The organism is Curtobacterium sp. ER1/6 (assembly GCF_001742745.1).
Taxonomy (GTDB): domain Bacteria; phylum Actinomycetota; class Actinomycetes; order Actinomycetales; family Microbacteriaceae; genus Curtobacterium; species Curtobacterium citri.
On sequence record NZ_MJAK01000007.1, the window covers coordinates 112,997 to 131,018 of the forward strand.

At 70.5% G+C, this 18,022-nt stretch carries 16 protein-coding genes; 12 read left to right on the forward strand and 4 right to left on the reverse strand.

The genetic code is table 11. The features are described 5' to 3' along the window. Positions 1 to 55 precede the first annotated feature (55 nt). Entirely contained in the window at positions 56 to 1,018 is a 963-nt protein-coding gene (gene rarD, locus Cus16_RS11790; protein ID WP_083263923.1) for an EamA family transporter RarD, read from the forward strand. 184 nt (positions 1,019 to 1,202) lie between these two features. Here the strand turns inward: rarD and Cus16_RS11795 are convergent, their stop codons facing one another. Next, entirely contained in the window at positions 1,203 to 2,537 is a 1,335-nt protein-coding gene (locus Cus16_RS11795; RefSeq protein ID WP_069712836.1) for an ABC transporter substrate-binding protein, read from the reverse strand. Between the two features lie 291 nt (positions 2,538 to 2,828). On the opposite strand from Cus16_RS11795, the gene Cus16_RS11800 reads away from it, so the two are divergent. Then, positions 2,829 to 3,647 (forward strand): SDR family oxidoreductase, encoded by an 819-nt coding sequence (locus Cus16_RS11800; protein WP_069712837.1) that lies wholly within the window; start codon positions 2,829 to 2,831, stop codon positions 3,645 to 3,647. Between the two features lie 130 nt (positions 3,648 to 3,777). Here the strand turns inward: Cus16_RS11800 and Cus16_RS11805 are convergent, their stop codons facing one another. After that, positions 3,778 to 4,647 carry a hypothetical protein gene (locus Cus16_RS11805; RefSeq protein WP_069712838.1) on the reverse strand — a complete coding sequence of 290 codons (870 nt, stop codon included), beginning with the start codon at positions 4,645 to 4,647 and terminating at the stop codon, positions 3,778 to 3,780. A 159-nt stretch (positions 4,648 to 4,806) separates the two neighbouring features. After that, the gene (gene guaB, locus Cus16_RS11810) at positions 4,807 to 6,309 is read right to left on the reverse strand and encodes an IMP dehydrogenase (RefSeq protein WP_069712839.1); all 1,503 of its coding nucleotides are present in this window, start codon (positions 6,307 to 6,309) and stop codon (positions 4,807 to 4,809) included. 308 nt (positions 6,310 to 6,617) lie between these two features. Here guaB and Cus16_RS11815 point away from each other — a divergent pair, with 308 nt between their 5' ends. From Cus16_RS11815 to Cus16_RS11845, 7 genes are all read left to right on the forward strand, one after another. Next, positions 6,618 to 8,060, forward strand: a complete 1,443-nt coding sequence (locus tag Cus16_RS11815; protein WP_223246603.1) for a branched-chain amino acid ABC transporter permease — start codon at positions 6,618 to 6,620, stop codon at positions 8,058 to 8,060. Positions 8,061 to 8,072: 12 nt separating this feature from the next. After that, positions 8,073 to 9,059: a branched-chain amino acid ABC transporter permease gene (locus tag Cus16_RS11820; protein WP_069712841.1), complete on the forward strand. Its 987-nt coding sequence runs from the start codon at positions 8,073 to 8,075 to the stop codon at positions 9,057 to 9,059. After that, positions 9,052 to 9,939: an ABC transporter ATP-binding protein gene (locus Cus16_RS11825; RefSeq protein WP_069712842.1), complete on the forward strand. Its 888-nt coding sequence runs from the start codon at positions 9,052 to 9,054 to the stop codon at positions 9,937 to 9,939. Before Cus16_RS11820 ends, Cus16_RS11825 begins: the two co-directional genes overlap by 8 nt. Beyond that, entirely contained in the window at positions 9,936 to 10,805 is an 870-nt protein-coding gene (locus tag Cus16_RS11830) for an ABC transporter ATP-binding protein (protein ID WP_069712843.1), read from the forward strand. The genes Cus16_RS11825 and Cus16_RS11830 overlap by 4 nt, the downstream gene beginning before the upstream one ends. A gap of 273 nt (positions 10,806 to 11,078) precedes the next feature. Beyond that, positions 11,079 to 11,264, forward strand: a complete 186-nt coding sequence (locus tag Cus16_RS11835) for a hypothetical protein (protein ID WP_069712844.1) — start codon at positions 11,079 to 11,081, stop codon at positions 11,262 to 11,264. 60 nt (positions 11,265 to 11,324) lie between these two features. Then, entirely contained in the window at positions 11,325 to 12,446 is a 1,122-nt protein-coding gene (locus tag Cus16_RS11840; RefSeq protein ID WP_069712845.1) for a GuaB3 family IMP dehydrogenase-related protein, read from the forward strand. Positions 12,447 to 12,538: 92 nt separating this feature from the next. Continuing rightward, entirely contained in the window at positions 12,539 to 14,500 is a 1,962-nt protein-coding gene (locus Cus16_RS11845; protein ID WP_223246604.1) for a glycerol-3-phosphate dehydrogenase/oxidase, read from the forward strand. Between the two features lie 104 nt (positions 14,501 to 14,604). On the opposite strand, the gene Cus16_RS11850 is transcribed toward Cus16_RS11845, so the two are convergent. After that, the gene (locus tag Cus16_RS11850) at positions 14,605 to 15,123 is read right to left on the reverse strand and encodes a hypothetical protein (RefSeq protein ID WP_069712846.1); all 519 of its coding nucleotides are present in this window, start codon (positions 15,121 to 15,123) and stop codon (positions 14,605 to 14,607) included. Between the two features lie 74 nt (positions 15,124 to 15,197). On the opposite strand from Cus16_RS11850, the gene Cus16_RS11855 reads away from it, so the two are divergent. The 3 genes from Cus16_RS11855 to Cus16_RS11865 are packed head-to-tail and all read left to right on the forward strand — an operon-like array spanning position 15,198 to position 18,013. After that, positions 15,198 to 15,728 (forward strand): cation:proton antiporter regulatory subunit, encoded by a 531-nt coding sequence (locus Cus16_RS11855; RefSeq protein WP_069712847.1) that lies wholly within the window; start codon positions 15,198 to 15,200, stop codon positions 15,726 to 15,728. A gap of 3 nt (positions 15,729 to 15,731) precedes the next feature. Next, a complete protein-coding gene (locus tag Cus16_RS11860) occupies positions 15,732 to 17,228 on the forward strand; it encodes a cation:proton antiporter (RefSeq protein WP_069712848.1) in 1,497 nt (498 codons plus the stop codon). Positions 17,229 to 17,233: 5 nt separating this feature from the next. Continuing rightward, positions 17,234 to 18,013: an SURF1 family cytochrome oxidase biogenesis protein gene (locus Cus16_RS11865; protein ID WP_069712849.1), complete on the forward strand. Its 780-nt coding sequence runs from the start codon at positions 17,234 to 17,236 to the stop codon at positions 18,011 to 18,013. The last annotated feature ends 9 nt before the right edge of the window (positions 18,014 to 18,022 follow it).

Here is an 18,022-nt window from a genome sequence, read left to right on the forward strand (position 1 = left end):
GCCGGGAGGCGCGGTGCCGCTCCGCAGCGTCCGACCGGCTTCCTAGGATGGTTCCGTGAGTGAACAGGTGTCGGCCCGGCCGGTCCGCAGCGAGGCGTCCGTCGGCGTGGTCCAGGCGATCGTGGCGTACGGCCTCTGGGGCCTCATGCCCCTGCTCTTCGCGGCGATGAGCCCCGCCGGCGCGTTCGAGATCGTTGCCTGGCGCATCGTCTTCGGACTGGCGTTCTGCGCGGTCGCGATCGCCGTCACCCGCTCCTGGCTCCGCACGCGCTCCCTGCTCGCCCAACGCCGTGTGGTGCTCGTCATGGGCCTCGCCGCGGTGCTCATCCTGGTGAACTGGACCGTGTACGTCGCCGCGACGACGACGGGCCACACGGTCGAGGCGGCGCTCGGCTACTTCATCAACCCGCTCGTGACGATCGCGCTCGGCGTCGTGGTCCTCCGTGAGCGCCTGCGGCCGGCGCAGTGGGCGGCGGTCGGCATCAGCGTCGCGGCCGTCGTCGTGATCGCGATCGGCTACGGGCAGGTGCCGTGGATCTCGCTCGTGCTGGCGTTCTCGTTCGGGCTGTACGGCCTCGTCAAGAAGCGCGTCGGCGGGACGGTCGACGCGTTGAGCGGGCTGACGCTCGAGACCGCGTGGCTGCTGCCGATCGCGGTCGGTGCGCTCGTCGTGCTCGGGGTCACGGGACTCGGGGGAGGCCTGACGTTCACGAGCGAGGGGTGGCCGCACGCCGTCGTCACGGTGCTGACCGGTCCGGCGACGGCGGTGCCGCTGCTGCTGTTCGCGTCGTCCGCACGGCGGGTCAGCCTGTCGACGCTCGGGTTGACGCAGTACCTCGCGCCGGTCCTGCAGCTGCTCGTCGGTGTCGTCGTGCAGCACGAGGCGATGCCACCAGCTCGGTGGGTCGGTTTCGGCATCGTCTGGGTGGCGCTCGTGGTGCTCACGGTCGACAGCTTCGCGGCCGCCCGGGCAGCGCGGCGCCGGACGTCCGTACCTGCGGCGGTCGAGCCGGCCTGACGGAGGCGGAGAGCGCCTCCCGTCCGCCTCGGTGCCCGCGCGCGGTCCGAAGCGCTGTGCCGAGACTCGGCCATGCGGACAGTTGCGCGGTACCGCGCCCGCGAAACTGTCCGCGGACGCGAGTCTCGCGGGGACGACGTCGGCCCCGGACCTGCGAGAGGTCCGGGGCCGACGTCGAGCGGTGTTACTTCGAGACCGAACCCTGGATCGCGGTCTGGTAGACGGGCTTGTTGTCGCCGTCGAACTTGTAGATGCCGATGTAGGCGCTCGACGGGTCGTTCTTGCTGTCGAACGGACCGATGCCGGACGGGCCGGTGTAGTGGATGTCCTCACCGGAGTCGAGCAGCTTCTTGCAGTCGGCGAAGGTCGAGCACTCGGTGCCGCCGTCCGCACCGGAGACCGCGGCCATGTTGGCCTGGATCGTCCCGGAGTCGGTGCCCTTGCCCTTGACCGCGGCCAGCGCGGCCAGGGTGGTGGCGTCGTAGGACTCGGCCGCGTACGAGTAGTCGGCGAGCTCCTTGCCGGACGACTTCTTGTAGAAGTCCGCCAGGCGCTGCTTCAGCTCGTCCTTCGGGCTCGCACCGGGGATGGTGCCCTGAGCGCCCTCGAGGGTGCCCGGGTCGAAGTCCTTCGAGTAGTCCGCCGTGTTGCCGTCGGACATGTAGATCTTCGCCATGTCGGCGTTCTGCGACTTCAGCTCGGGGATGATCGACTTCGTCTCGTCGAAGGCGAGCACCACGATGGCGTCCGGCTTGGCCGCGAGGGCCGCCGTCACCTCCGACGAGAACGTCGTCTGTCCGGGCGGGAACTCCTGACCCTTGCCCTTGCCGCCGTAGACGACCTGGCCGCCCGAGTCCTCGACCGCCTTCTGGACGGTGTCGCGGAGACCCGTGCCGTAGGTGTCGTTGAAGACCAGGAACGCGACCGTGGCGTTGCCGTCACCGGTGATGAGCTGACCGAGCGCCGAGCCCTGGACCGAGTCCGGCGGAGCGGTGCGGTAGTAGTGCGACGAGTAGCCCGACAGGTCGGTCGCGGTGTTCGCCGGCGAGATCTGCACCATGCAGTTGCTCGTCAGCTGGTCGATGACGTTCAGCGTGACGCTGGACGACTCGGCGCCGATGACGACGGGGACCTTGGCGTTGACGAGCTTCGTCGCCGCGGAGCTCGACACGGTCATGTCGTTGCTGTCACCGGAGTCGGTGGCGGGGTCGATGCTGACGTCCTTGTCCAGCACGCCGCCCGCGGCGTTGATGTCCTCGACCGCGAGGCCGACACCGGACTCGGCCGGCGGGTTGAGGTACGACAGCGTGCCGGTGAGCGGCAGGATCGTGCCGATCTTCAGCGCGTCGGTACCGGGGGTGTCGGGTGCCTTGCAGCTGGCGGCCGGGTCCTTCTTCGCACCGCCTGCCGACGCGGAGGAGGTCGACTCGGCGCTGCCGCCGGTGGAACACGCGGCGAGGAGGAGCGCTGCCGCTCCCGCCACTGCCAGTGCCGTGGTGGCACGGGTGGTTCTGGTCATCCGTGGAGCCCTTTCTCTGCGCGGAGGCCCAACCGCATCGGGTCGAGCGCGGTCACCTCCGCGTGGGTTGCCGAGAAAACTAGGGCCGAAGTGTTTCGCGTGTGTGTCCAGGATCGACACCTGGACGTTTCGTTACACACCCGTGACGAAACTGAGCAGGCGCACGGGAAGGCCTGATGAGGAGTCCGTCCGGACGGTCTCCGAGGTCTGGAGCGCTCCCTGGACGGTGCCGGATCCGACGTCCGACGGACCCGTGCGGGCACCCCGCCGGCCGCGCGTACGGTCCCGGGCATGAGCGACGCAGCTTCCGAGACCACGTTCCGTCCGACCCGCGCCATCGTCACCGGCGCCGAGTCCGGCATCGGCAAGGCCACCGCCGTGGCCCTCGCCGCCGCCGGCATGGACGTCGGCATCACCTACCTGTCCGAACCCGAGCGCGCCGAGGAGACGGCCGCGGAGATCCGGCAGGCCGGACGCCGGGCGTTCGTCGCGCAGATCGACGTGACCCAGCTGGACCGGGCCGGTGCGGTCATCGACGACCTCGCGGCGCAGCTCGGTGGCGTCGACGTCATCGTGGCGGACGCCGGGACCGGCGACAACGCCCCCTTCCTCGACATCACCCTCGAGCAGTGGCGGCACACGGTCGCGACGGACCTCGACGGCGCGTTCGTCACGATCCAGGCGGCTGCACGACGCATGGTCGACCAGGGCACCGGCGGGCGGATCATCGGCATCACGAGCGTGCACGAGCACCAGCCGCGGTACGGGTCGAGCGCGTACGACGCCGCGAAGCACGGGCTCGGCGGGCTGCTCAAGACGATCGCGATCGAGCTCGCGCAGCACGGGATCACCGCCAACGCGGTCGCACCGGGGGAGATCGCGACCCGGATGACCGGCGCCGAGGACGAGGACCCGCACACCATCGACCGCCCGGGGGTGCCGCTCGGTCGTCCGGGCAACGCGTGGGAGATCGCGGCCGCGGTGGCGTTCCTGGCCTCGCCGGCGTCGTCGTACATCACCGGGGTGTCCCTGCCGGTCGACGGCGGCATGCTGCAGATGGGCCCGCACGGCGGCAGCCACATCACGAGCGACGACTGGCGGAGCGCGTAGGGGCCGGCGGGGGCGCGGGCGGGCGGGCATCGCGTCGCGTTTCCGCAAAACGCAATGTGGGCGGTTCCTCGCAGGGTCATCCCGCTGCGAGGAACCGCCCGGGTTGCGTCTTGCGGTGGACAAGCGGCCGTCAGGCTCCGGTCGGGAGGCCCGTGGTGCGCAGGAGCGTCTGCAAGCACCCCGGGGTGCGCACCTCCGACCAGCCCCAGCGGACGATGCCGCGCACCTCGGGCCGCAGCAGCAGGGCCTGCTCCCGGGTCTTCTCCCGCCGGACGGCGTCGGGCCCGTCGTACTTCTCGAGGCCGTCGAACTCACCGACGATGCCCGCGCGCGGCCACCAGAAGTCGACGCGGTACCGACCGAACTCCTGCTGCAGGACCGGCGGTGGGAAGCCGTCCTCGTCGATGCGGACGCGACTGACGGACTCTCCGGGCGACTCGGACCGGGGGTCGGCGAACCGGAGGGCGCGGCGGGCCCGCGTCATGCCCCGCGGTGTCGGCCACGCCGCGAACGCCCGGCGGAGTTCGTCCGCGTCGGTCGACCCCGCACGGAGGACGTGGTCGAGCACCGCCACGCCGTTCTCGTACGACGTGCTGCGGACGAGGTCGACCACGGTCCGGACGAGCGTGGTGACCCGACGCCCTTCGATCGTCGTCACCTCGTGGGTACCGAGTGCCGCTGCGTGGCGGACGACACGACGACCGGAGTGCGTCGTGCCGAGCAGGGGGTCCGTGACGTGCACGCGCCGGTCCGGCCGGTCCACGTCGGGCAGACCCCAGAGCAGTGCGGCCGAGCGGTGGGACAGGGTGCGCCACTCACCGACGGTCGTGATCACGGCCTCGAGTTCGGTCCGTGCCCGCTCGCGCACCGATGCTGATCGCAGGGCGTCGGCCTCGACCGCGACGCCGTGCGTCAGCCGGACGAGCTCGCCCCGCCGGACGCGGTGCTGCGCGTCCCGGTCGTCGGACGTGAGCAGGACGAGTGGTAGGGGTTCGTGCATGCGGACGAGCTTCGGGCAGTCACGGGGACGCTGCGGCTCGTCGTCCGGATCTGTGGAGAACGGGCGCACGATCGCGAAACGCAACGTCGGCGGCCCCTCGCAGCGGAGTACTGCTGCGAGAAACCGCCGACGTTGCGTTTTGCGGACGGGAAGAGGGGGTCAGCCTCGGTAGTTCGGGGCCTCGACGACCATCTTGATGTCGTGCGGGTGCGACTCCTTCAGGCCGGCCGCGGTGATGCGGACGAACTTGCCGCGGGCCTTGAGCTCCGGGACGGTCCGGCCACCGACGTAGAACATCGACTGCCGCAGCCCGCCGACGAGCTGGTAGACGGCGTTCGCAACCGAGCCGCGGTAGGGCACCTGGCCCTCGATGCCCTCGGGGATGAGCTTCTCGTCCGAGGGGACGTCGGCCTGGAAGTAGCGGTCCTTCGAGTACGAGGTCTTCTCGCCGCGGGTCTGCAGGGCGCCGAGGGAGCCCATCCCGCGGTAGGCCTTGTACTGCTTGCCGCCGACGAACACGAGCTCGCCCGGGGACTCGTCGGTGCCCGCGAGGAGCGACCCGAGCATCACGGTGTCCGCACCCGCGACCAGGGCCTTCGCGATGTCGCCCGAGTACTGCAGGCCGCCGTCGGCGATGACCGGCACGCCGGCCTCACGCGCGGCGAGCGACGCCTCGTACACGGCGGTGACCTGCGGCACGCCGACGCCGGCGACGACGCGGGTGGTGCAGATGGAGCCCGGGCCGACGCCGACCTTGACCGCGTCGACGCCTGCGTCGATGAGCGCCTGGGCGCCCTGACGGGTCGCGACGTTGCCGCCGATGACGTCGATGCCGGCGAACGACGGGTCGGCCTTCAGGCGACGGACCATGTCGAGCACGCCCTCGCTCTCGCCGTTGGCGGTGTCGACGACGAGCACGTCGACGCCCGCGTCACGCAGGGCCTCGGCGCGCTGCCAGGCGTCGCCGAAGAACCCGATCGCGGCACCGACGCGCAGCCGGCCCTCGTCGTCCTTCGTGGCGTCCGGGTACTTCTCGCTCTTGTCGAAGTCCTTAACGGTGATGAGACCGCGGAGCTTGCCGTCGGCGTCGACGAGCGGCAGCTTCTCGATCTTGTGCTGCGCGAAGATCGCGACCGCTTCCTCGGGGTCGATGCCCTCGGCCGCGGTGATGAGCGGCGCCTTGGTCATGACGTCGCGGACGAGCGTGGTCGCCATCTCGAACGGGGCGACGAAGCGCATGTCCCGGTTCGTGATGATGCCGACGAGCGTGCCGTCCGACTCGACGACCGGCAGGCCGGAGACGCGGAACTGACCGCACACGGCGTCGACGTCGGCGACGGTGGCGTCGGGGGTGGTCGTGACCGGGTTCGTGATCATGCCGGACTCGGAGCGCTTGACCTTGTCGACGTAGGCGGCCTGGTCCTCGATGGACATGTTGCGGTGCAGGATGCCGATGCCGCCCTGGCGCGCCATGGCGATCGCCATCCGGGCCTCGGTGACGGTGTCCATCGCCGCGGAGAGCAGCGGGACGTGCACGTCGATGCGCTTGGTGAGCCGGGACGTCGTGGACGCCTCGCTCGGGATGACGTCGGTGTGCCCCGGCAGGAGCATGACGTCGTCGTACGTGAGTCCGATGAATCCGAACGGATCCGGCTGGTCCATGGGTCCCCTTCGTGGGCGAGGTGAAGTGGTCGGCACCGGGGCGCAACGTCGGGTTCCCGATGGGCCATGGTAACGCGCGCGACCCGCCGGCCATTCCGCTGTCCCCCGAGCCGTCGCGGCACGCGGAGCCGCGGTCGGCGCGAGATCCGGTCCCTGAGAGTCCGTGTACCGGCTGGACGGGCGGTTTCGTGCGGATCTGTGCGGGGTCGGTCACGAAAGCAGCACGATTTGTGCAGGAGACGTGCTGGAAACACGGGGGACACAAAAAATCCCTAGGGTCCTCGACTATCCGAACGAGAGGCTCATCCGTGGGTTCCATCACTCCGCCGGGGTCAGCGCTCATGCGCCGACTCCGCCGTGGGGCACCAGGTCGCAACCGCCTGGTCCTCGCCGCAGTACTCTTCCTCGCCTTCCTCGCAACCTTCGCGGTCGACTGGGCAGTGTCGCCCTCGGCCGAGGCGGCGACGAGCGCCCCGTCCGCCAGCAGCACCCCCGCCAGCAGCAGCCCCGCGGGCAGCGGGGCCGCGACCGGGCCCTGCACGGTCAGCCCGACGAACGGCTGCATCCGGGGCACCATCCTCGACTCCGACCGGAAGCCGGCCGCCGGCATCGACGTCGACGTGGCGGGTGCGGGCGGCTTCGCCCAGACCGCGACCACCGACGATTCCGGCCGCTGGTCCGTCTCGGTCACGACCGCCGGGCAGTACACGGTCAGCGTCGACCAGTCGTCGCTGCCGCGGGGGCAGTACCTGACGAACGCAGCCGACGCCGAGCGCAAGGTGAACGCGACGCTCAACGCCAACGTCGGGCAGATCTTCCAGCTCTCCGACCAGCAGGGCGCGACCACCACCGCGGACACGAGCAGCGTCAGCGCAGCCCGCGCCTGGCAGCAGCTCGCGTCGGGCATCCGACTCGGGCTCCTCATCGCCCTGGCCTCGGTCGGCCTCTCGCTCATCTACGGTACGACCGGCCTGTCGAGCTTCTCGCACGGTGAGCAGGTCACCCTCGGCGGCCTCCTCGCCTACGTGTTCGCGAACCAGCTCGGGTGGAACATCTGGGTCACCGGGATCGTGGTCACGCTGCTCTGCGCGGCCACCGGGTACCTGCAGGACGCCGCGATCTGGCGCCCGCTGCGGCGTCGCCGGATCAGCCTGACGCAGCTCATGATCGTGACGATCGGCCTCTCGATCGCCGCGCAGTACGCGTTCCAGTACTTCTTCGGCGCCTCGACCGTCCGCATCCAGCAGGGCAACCCGGAGACGGTGACCTTCGCCGGGCTGACGCTGACCGTCCAGTCCTACGTCGCCATGGCGATCGCGCTCGTCGTGCTCGTCGGCACCGGGCTCTTCCTCGCGAAGACCCGCTTCGGCCGGGCCACCCGCGCCGTCTCGGACAACCCGGCGCTCGCCGCGGCCTCCGGCATCGACGTCGACCGGGTCATCCGGTTCGTGTGGACGCTGGCGGCCGGCCTCGCAGGGCTCTCGGGCGTGATGCTCGGCCTGGTCCTCAACGGCGTGAACTGGCAGACCGGCCTCCAGCTGCTGCTGCTCATGTTCGCGTCCGTCACCCTCGGCGGTCTCGGCACGGCCTACGGCGCCCTCGTCGGTTCGATGATCATCGGCATCGTCGTCGAGCTCACGAACCTCGTGCTGCCGGGTGACTTCAAGTACGCCACGGCCCTCGTGATCCTCATCCTCATCCTGCTGTTCCGGCCGCAGGGCATCTTCGGTCGCGCCGAGCGCATCGGCTAAGGGAGCACCGACATGGACTACATCCTCAGCCTGCTGTCGTCACTGACGCAGGAGGCCCTCGCCCCCACCACGGCGGCGTTCGCCCTGGCCGCCATCGGCCTCAACGTGCACTTCGGCCTGACCGGCCTCATCAACATGGGCCAGGCGGCGTTCCTGCTGCTCGGCGCCTACGGCTTCGCGATCTCGATCACGAACGGCCTGCCCTTCGTCATGGCGGTGCTCGTCGCACTGGCGGTGGCCATCGTCTTCGCGGTCATCCTCGGCATCCCGACCCTGCGGCTCCGCGGCGACTACCTGGCGATCGTGACGATCTCCGGCGCCGAGATCATCCGCATGGTCGGTCGATCCAGCCTGTTGACGGACACCACCGGCGGTTCGAACGGCATCGCCGGCTCGGCCTACCGCGACCCGTTCAACGCCCTCAGCCCGCTGCCGGACGGCACCACGAGCATCCTGTGGTTCACCTACTCGAACAACGGCGTCAACGGCTGGTGGATCCGCATCGCCGCCTGGGGCCTCGTCGCGCTCTTCACCCTCGTGCTCTTCCTGCTCATGCGCAGCCCGTGGGGTCGCGTCGTGAAGGCCATCCGCGAGGACGAGGACGCCGTCCGCTCCCTCGGCAAGAACGTCTACTCGTACAAGATGCAGGCGCTCGTGTTCGGTGGTGCGCTCGGTGCGCTCGCCGGGGTCATCTACGTCCTGCCGAGCTCCGTGCAACCGGACGCCATGGGCCGCTCGATGACCTTCTTCATCTGGACGGCACTCATCCTCGGTGGCGCCGCGACCGTCTTCGGTCCGGTGCTCGGGGCGATCCTGTTCTTCGTCGTGCGGCTCTTCGTCCGCACCCTGGCCGGGGACTTCATCCCCGACTCGATCATGAACGCGCAGCAGGCGGAGCAGTTCTCCTACGTGCTCGTCGGCATCGCGCTCATGCTCCTCATCGTGTTCCGGCCACAGGGACTCCTGGGCAACAAGAAGGAGCTGTCGTTCAGTGTCTGAGACGTACACCCACACGAAGTCCGACCCGATCCTCACGGTCGACGGCGTCACCCGGCACTTCGGCGGCATGACCGCCGTCGACGTCGACCACCTCGAGGTGCAGCGCGGCACCATCACCGCCCTCATCGGTCCGAACGGCGCCGGCAAGACGACGTTCTTCAACCTGCTCACGGGCTTCGACAAGCCGAGCCCCGGTGCGACGACCCGCTTCAACGGGGACACGCTGCAGAAGACGAGCGCGACCCACATCGCGAACAAGGGCATGGTCCGGACGTTCCAGCTCACGAAGGCGCTGAGCCGCCTGACGGTGATGCAGAACATGCTGCTCGGCGCCCGCGACCAGCCGGGGGAGAACTTCTTCGTCGGCCTGGTCCCGGCACTGTGGCGGAAGCGCGAGCGGGAGATCACCGCGAAGGCCGAGGACCTGCTCGCCCGCTTCAAGCTCCTCGAGAAGCAGGACGACTACGCCGGATCGCTCTCGGGCGGCCAGCGGAAGCTCCTCGAGATGGCGCGGGCGCTCATGTCCGACCCGACGATGATCATGCTCGACGAGCCGATGGCGGGCGTGAACCCCGCGCTGACCCAGTCGCTCCTCGGGCACATCCAGTCCCTGCGCGACGACGGCATGACCGTGCTGTTCGTCGAGCACGACATGCACATGGTCCGGCACATCTCGGACTGGGTCGTCGTGATGGCCGAGGGCAAGGTCGTCGCCGAGGGGCCGGCCGACACGGTGATGGACGACCGTGCCGTCATCGACGCGTACCTCGGCGCGCACCACGACACCGACCTGGGCGACGACTCGCTCCTCAACGAGGAGACCTACGAGGAGCTGGCCGAAGAGGTCAAGGAAGAAGACGAGCAGGAGGCGACCCGATGACCGACGCAACGAACGCAGCGGACGCGAGCCGCGCCTCCCGTCCGACGACGGACGCGACGGACGCAACGAACGCGACGGGCGCGACCAACGCGACGGGCGCGACCGCGACCGCGACCGCGACCGCCACCGTCGAACCCGTCCTCACCGCGAAGAACCTCGTCGCCGGCTACCTGCCCGGCGTCAACATCCTGAACGGCTGCGACCTCGACTGCTACCCGGGCGAGCTCATCGGCATCATCGGCCCGAACGGCGCCGGCAAGTCGACGCTGCTCAAGGCCCTGTTCGGCCTGGTCTCCATCCGCGAGGGCTCCGTGAGCCTGCAGGGCGAGGACATCACGAACCTCAAGGCGAACAAGCTCGTGCAGGCCGGTGTCGGGTTCGTGCCGCAGACGAACAACGTGTTCCCCTCGCTCTCGATCGAGGAGAACCTGCAGATGGGCCTGTACCTCCGCCCGAAGAAGTTCGCCGAGCGGCTCGAGGTCATCTACGACCTGTTCCCGGTGCTCGGGCAGCGGCGCACCCAGCGGGCGGGCTCCCTGTCCGGTGGTGAGCGGCAGTCGGTCGCGATGGCGCGTGCGCTCATGATGGACCCGAAGGTGCTGCTGCTCGACGAGCCCTCCGCGGGCCTGTCGCCGGTGCGGCAGGACGAGACCTTCATCCGGACGCGTCGGATCAACAAGGCCGGGGTGTCGATCATCATGGTCGAGCAGAACGCGCGACGCTGTCTGCAGATCTGCGATCGTGGGTACGTGCTCGACCAGGGGAGGAACGCGTACTCGGGCACCGGGCGTGAGCTCGCCGACGACCCGAAGGTCATCGAGCTCTACCTGGGGACGCTCGCCAAGGACGTCGACTCCGCTCGCTGAGCGGGGTCGACCCGCGGGTACTGCTGTGGGGGTGGTACCCGCACCCGACGGAGCCGCGCTGGCTGCTGATGCGCCGCGCGGCTCCGTCCTCACGTCGCGGCGACACCGGCGTGTCAGCGAGACGCCTCGATCGCGCCGAGACGTCGCCGGATCCGGGCGCGTCTCGCGCCGTACGGTGCGTCTCGCGTCGGCGCGGGCGTCCCGCCTCCGCCACCTGCGTGCGCCCCGGCCGGGAGGCACGGCCCACCTCCGCCCGTCGGCTAGCGTGACGCCGTGCGCACCCCCGGCCCCCTCGTGCTCGACGCCCTCGTCTGGGTCGTCTTCGCCGTGCTCTTCGTCGGCGCCGCACTCCTGGTGAAGGTCGCGGCCGCCCTGCTCGCCGTGCTCGTCGTGCTCGCGCTCCTGCTCGGCCTGGTCCTGCGGGCGATCCGGAAGCGGCGCGTCCGACCCCCTCGGTGACCGGCGCTGCTGCACCGTCCACCCGTCCCACTCCTGGGGGCCGCCCGCTAGGCTTGCCCGGTGACTGAAGTCGAGATCGGTGCAGGCAAGCGCGGACGTCGGGCGTACGCGTTCGACGACATCGCGGTGGTCCCCTCGCGGCGCACCCGCGACCCGCAGGACGTCAGCGTCCAGTGGTCGATCGACGCCTTCACGTTCGAGGCCCCGATCCTCGCGGCACCGATGGACTCGGTGTCCTCGCCCGCCACGGTCATCCAGATGGGCCGGCTCGGCATCCTCGGCGTGCTCGACCTCGAGGGCCTGTGGACCCGGTACGAGGACCCGACGCCCTTCTACGACGAGATCAGGACGCTGACCGACGGCAACGTCACGAAGCGCATGCAAGAGATCTACGCCGAGCCGGTCAAGGCCGAGCTGATCACCGCGCGCCTGGCCGAGATCCGCGCCGCCGGGGTGCCGGTCGCCGGGTCGCTCAGCCCGCAGCGCACGCAGGAGTTCTCGCAGACCGTCGTCGACGCCGGTGTCGACCTGTTCGTCATCCGCGGCACCACGGTGTCGGCGGAGCACGTGTCGCAGGAGACCGAGCCCCTCAACCTCAAGAAGTTCATCTACGAGCTCGACGTCCCCGTGATCGTCGGCGGCGCCTCGACCTACACCGCGGCCCTGCACCTCATGCGCACCGGCGCCGCCGGCGTGCTCGTCGGCTTCGGCGGCGGTGCGGCGTCCACGACCCGTGCCGCCCTCGGCATCCACGCGCCGATGGCGACCGCGGTGGCGGACATCGCCGGCGCCCGCCGCGACTACATGGACGAGTCCGGCGGCCGGTACGTGCACGTCATCGCGGACGGCGGCCTCGACACCGCCGGCGACGTCGTCAAGGCGATCGCGATGGGCGCGGACGCCGTCATGCTCGGTACCGCCCTGGCCCGCGCCACCGAGGCGCCCGGTGGCGGCTTCCACTGGGGTGCCGAGGCGCACCACCCGGAGCTGCCCCGCGGCCGTCGGGTCGAGGTGGGCCAGATCGCCCCGCTCGAGAACGTGCTGAACGGCCCGACCCCGACCTGGGACGGCCGGGCGAACATCGTCGGCGCCCTGCGTCGCTCGATGGCCACCACCGGATACTCCGACGTCAAGGAGTTCCAGCGAGTAGAAGTGGTCGTGGCGCCGTACCACCAGCAGTGACGGTGGCACCCGTGCTCCCGCGCGGGTGACGCCTTCGGTGCCGACCGTGCGCGGAGGCCGGCTCCGTGCGCGCAACCCGCACGGAGGCGACGATGGCCAAGCCAGCCAGCAGCAGCACGCAGACCAGTACGGACGCGACGACCGCGGGTGCCGCGAGCACCGTCGACGGTGCGCAGGGGAACCCCGCGGAGCACGAGCACACCGCCCACGAGCACACCGCCCAGGGCAGCGGCGTCGGCTTCGACCCGTCCGCCAAGCTCGGCCCGGACGAGCGCGCCGCGACGATCGAGGCGCTGAAGACCCGCGAGCTCGACGTCCTGGTGGTCGGCGGCGGGATCGTCGGCGGCGGCAGTGCGCTCGACGCGGTCACCCGCGGCCTGAGCGTCGGCATCGTCGAGGCCCGCGACTGGGGCTCGGGCACGTCGAGCCGTTCGTCGAAGCTCGTGCACGGCGGCATCCGCTACCTCGAGCAGCTCAACTTCGCCCTCGTCCGCGAGGCACTGATCGAACGCGGCCTGCTCCTGCAGCGGATCGCCCCGCACCTCGTGAAGCCCGTGCGCTTCCTCTACCCGCTCAACCACCGCGTGTGGGAGCGCTTCTACATCGGCATCGGCATGGCGATGTACGACGTGTTCAGCTGGTCCGGCGGCCGTCCGCCCGGCGTCCCGCACCACCGGCACCTCAGCCGCAAGCAGGTCCTCCGGAACATGCCGGGTCTGAAGAAGGACGCCTTCGTCGGCGGCATGACCTACTACGACGCCCAGGTCGACGACGCCCGCTACGTCGCCTCGCTCGTTCGCACGGCCGCGTCCTACGGTGCGCTCGCCGCGAGCCGGGTCCGCATCGAGGGCTTCATCAAGGTCGGGGAGCGGGTCGTCGGCGCGCACGCGCACGACATCCAGACCGGCGAGAAGTTCGACATCCGGGCGAAGCAGGTCGTCAACGCGACGGGCGTCTGGACGGACGACACCCAGGCGATGGTCGGCACCCGCGGTCAGTTCAAGGTGCGGGCGTCGAAGGGCGTGCACCTCGTCATCCCGCGCGACCGCTTCCAGTCGAACACGGGCATGATCCTCCGCACCGAGAAGAGCGTGCTCTTCGTGATCCCGTGGGGCCGCCACTGGCTGGTCGGCACGACGGACACCGACTGGAACCTCGACAAGGCGCACCCGGCGGCGACCGCGGCGGACATCGACTACATCCTCGAGCACGTCAACAAGGTCCTCGCGGTCCCGCTGACCCGGGAGGACGTCGAGGGCGTCTACGCGGGCCTCCGGCCGCTCCTCGCCGGGGAGTCCGACCAGACCTCGAAGCTGAGCCGCGAGCACGTCGTCGCGCACACCGTGCCCGGCCTGGTGGTCGTCGCCGGCGGCAAGTGGACGACCTACCGCGTGATGGGCAAGGACGCCATCGACGAGGCGGTCGCCGCGATGGACGGCAAGATCCCCGGGTCGACGACCGAGGACATCCCGCTGCTCGGCGCCGAGGGGTACCCGGCCGCCTGGAACCGCCGCAGCCGCACCGCGCGGACGTTCGGCGTGCACAAGGTCCGGATCGAGCACCTGCTGAACCGGTACGGCACGCTCGCGACCGAGGTCCTGCAGCTCGTCAAGGACGACCCGTCGCTCGCCGAGCCGCTGCCCCAGGCGGACGACTACATCGGCGCCGAGGTCGTGTACGCGGCCTCGCACGAGGGTGCCCTGCACCTGGAGGACGTCCTCGCCCGCCGCACCCGCATCTCGATCGAGGCGTGGGACCGCGGTGAGGAGGCAGCCCCGGTCGCGGCGAAGCTCATGGCCGGTGTGCTCGGCTGGGACCAGGAGACCACCGAGAACGAGGTCGCGAACTACCTGAAGCGCGTGGCCGCGGAGCGCGAGTCGCAGCTGCAGCCCGACGACCAGTCCGCCGACCGGGTGCGCCTGGAGGCGCCGGACATCGCGTTCGGCTTCGACGAGGACGACGTCGTGGTCGGTGGCGGCCGCTCCAGCGGCGCGGAGGGCGCGAAGGCGTCCGACGAGCAGGTCGTCGGCGAGAAGACGAGCGAACCGAAGTAGGGACGGACGGACGGGAGGCGCGTGGCGAGCCCGCCACGCGCCTCCCGTCCGTCACCCGGTCCCGCTCCGTTCGCGGGACGCGGCCTCGGCGGTTGCTCGCAGCGCTACCCCGCTGCAGGCTGCTGCTGCCGTTGCGTGCTGCGGGTCTGGATCATCGTCGCGAACAGCACGGCCGGGATCGCGACGAGCGCGGCGAGGCTCGTCAGGTGCAGCACGCCGGCCCAGATCGTGTGCGCGGCGCCGTCGGTCATGAACGAGTCCGCGACGTCCATGCCGAGGAAGAAGCCCGACTGGAACGTCGCGAGCGCCCCTGCGGCGAGGACGCCGAGGTGCAGCACTGCGATCACGGTGGCCGGCAGCCGAGCGGCCAGCCCGACCACGGCAGCGGCGACCGCGAGCGCCACCCCGATGCTCGCCACGACGAGCACGCCCCGCACGTTGCCCGTGGAGGAACTCCCCATCGCATCGACCCGCGCGTAGATCTGCGCCAGCGAACGACCCGGCACCGCCGCGAGCGGGTCGAGCACGAGCGCGTTCAGGGCCAGCAGCGCCGCGTACACCGCGACGACCACCACCCCGACGACGGCGACGACGAAGCGGACGGACCCCCGAGTGTTCCCCATGGAACGACCGTAGCGCGCGGAATGCGCCGGACCACCCCGTGGTTATCATCGGGGTACTCACCAAGGGAGCCATCATGGTCGACGTCCATCGCGTCAAACTCCCCGGAGTCGGCGTGCTGCACAGCTTCTACACCGACGACGGTGGCAAGTGCGGTGTCATCACGCACCGGTCGGGGCACTCCGACCTCATCTCGTTCGCGGACGTCTCCGACGGCGCGGACAAGTCCGAGAAGGTCTCGCTGCGCCTGAGCGAGGACGAGGCGCACACCCTCGCCGAACTGCTCGGCGGCACCCGGATCACCGAGGGCCTCGACAAGCTCGACGAGATCCCCGGCCTGTCGATCGACTGGTTCAGCGTCGACTACGAGGACGCCATCGCGGGCAAGCCCCTCGGTGACCTGCACCACTCGGGCTTCATCGGCCTGACCGTCGTCGCCGTCGTGCGCGGCGACAGCGCCAACCCCGCCCCCTCGCCGGACTTCGTCGTGTTCCCCGGTGACACCATCGTCGTCGCCGGTTCGCCCGAGAAGGTCGCCAAGGCGTTCTCCTTCTACCGCAGCGGACAGCTGGCGGCCGCGGCCGCCGAGGCGCCGCCCGGGAGCTAGCCGGTGCACCTGGGTGGTGAGCTGCTGACCATCGGCGGCCTGTTCATCATCGCCTACGTCCTCGGACGCCTGGGCAAGACCATCGGTCTGCCCGCCATCCCGATCTACATGGTGGTCGGGCTCATCGCGAGCCCGCACACCCCGTGGATCGGCCTCAACGTCGAGTCCCACACGATCGAGCTCATCGCGACGTTCGGACTCATCCTCCTGCTCTTCAACCTCGGGTTGGAGTTCGACCAGGAGGAGTTCTACGGCAACGCCGGCAAGCTCCTGGTCTCCGGTGGCACGTACGTCGCCATCAACATGGGCGTCGGCTTCGCCTTCGGGTTCTCGCTCGGCTGGGGCACGCGCGAGGCCCTGATCATCGCGGGCATGACCGCGACGTCGTCGAGCGCGATCGTGACGAAGCTCCTCATCGAGCTGCGACGGCTCGCGAACGACGAGACGCCGATGATCCTCGGGGTCACCGTCATCGAGGACGTCTTCATCGCCGTCTACCTGGCGATCGTGTCCGTGGTGCTCTCCGGGGACACGAACCTGTGGGCGGTCGTCGGCAAGCTCGGGCTGGCGTTCGGCTTCCTCATCGTGATGTTCACGCTCGCCCGGTTCGCCGGCAAGTGGGTGTCGAAGATCTTCGCGACCCGCGACGACGAGCTCTTCACGGTGCTGTTCTTCGGCCTCGCGGTCATGTTCGGTGGCATCGGTGACCTGCTCGGGGTGACGGACGCGATCGGTGCGTTCGTGATCGGCCTGCTCTGCGGCGCGACCCGCTACCGGGACCGCATCGAGCAGCTCGCCCTGCCGATGCGCGACGTGTTCGCGGCGTTCTTCTTCGTGAACTTCGGCCTCGGGCTCGACCTGTCGACGTTCGGCGAGGTGCTCTGGCCCGTCCTCGGCGCGATCGGCATGACCGTCGTGCTCAACGCGGTCGCCGGGCAGCTCGTCGCGCGCATGAACGGCTTCGACGTCCAGCAGGGCATCAACACCGCGGTGATCCTGGTGAACCGCGGCGAGTTCGCGCTCATCCTCGCGACGCTGTCGGCTGCCGCCGGCCTGGAGGCGCGGATCACCGCCTTCGCGGGCCTCTACGTCCTCGTCATGGCCGTGCTCGGTCCGCTGCTCGCCGTGAACTCGGACCGGATCGGCCGCCTCGTGGTGCGTCCGGCGCGCGTGGCGCGGCTGCGCACGCGCCTGCGCGCCCGGCTCGGTCGTGGTGGCGCGGGCCGGCCCGGTGCCGTCCCCGCCGGGCCGGCGCTCGACGAGGCGATCGAGACCGCCGCCGTGGCCGGCGTCGCCGACCAGGACGCCGCCGCTGCTGCGCGCAAGGCCGAGCGTGACCGGCAGTTCGCGGAGGAGTTCGCCCTCGTGGAGGCAGCGGGCAGGGAAGAGCGCGACAATGGGTCACCGGGGCCGACGACGGGCGAACCCGTGACGTCGCCGGTCGAGATCCCCGCCGAGCGCCCCAAGCGCCCGGCCCGCCAGCGCGATCCGGAGTACTGATACAGATGTGGGCCGTAGCCCGACGACCGAGGTGGATCGCGCTGCTCCTGCTGGCGCTCGTGCTCGCGGGGGTGTTCGCGGGGCTCGGCAAGTGGCAGCTCGAGCGGAGCATCGCGAACGGCAAGCCGCTGCCGGAGACGACCGAGACGCGCCGCGACCTCGACGCCGTGACGCAGCCCGGGGCGGGCGCACCCGAGACCATCGCGGGCCAGAAGGTCTCCGTCACCGGGACCTTCGTCGCGGGGGACACCACGATCCTGACCGGCCGCTCCGGTGGCGGGACCTACCAGACCATCGGCCACCTGGTCGACGCGCAGAGCGGCGCAAGCCTGCCCGTCGTGATCGGCTGGTCCGACCGACGTGACGCGGCCGTCGCGGGCGGCGACCGCCTGGCCGACGGCGACGAGGTGACGGTCGAGGGACGGTACTACCCGGCGGAGTCACCCGACCAGGACGCCTACACGAAGGGCGAGTTCTCGGCGGTCGCGCCCGCGCGCTTCGTGAACACCTGGAAGGCGTTCGACGACCGGATGTACATCGGGTACGTCGTCGCCGACGGCACCACCGCGAAGGCGGCCGACCTCGGCACCATCGCCGACCGTGCCCCGACGCGCGAGATCCAGTTCGACTGGCTCAACCTCTTCTACGCGATCGAGTGGGTCGTCTTCGCCGGCTTCGCCGTGTTCCTCTGGTACCGCTTCGTGAAGGACGCCTTCGAGCGCGAGGAAGACGAGCGTCGTGAGGCCGCACTCAGCGTCGACGGGGCCCTGGTCGACCGACGGTAGGATGGAGCG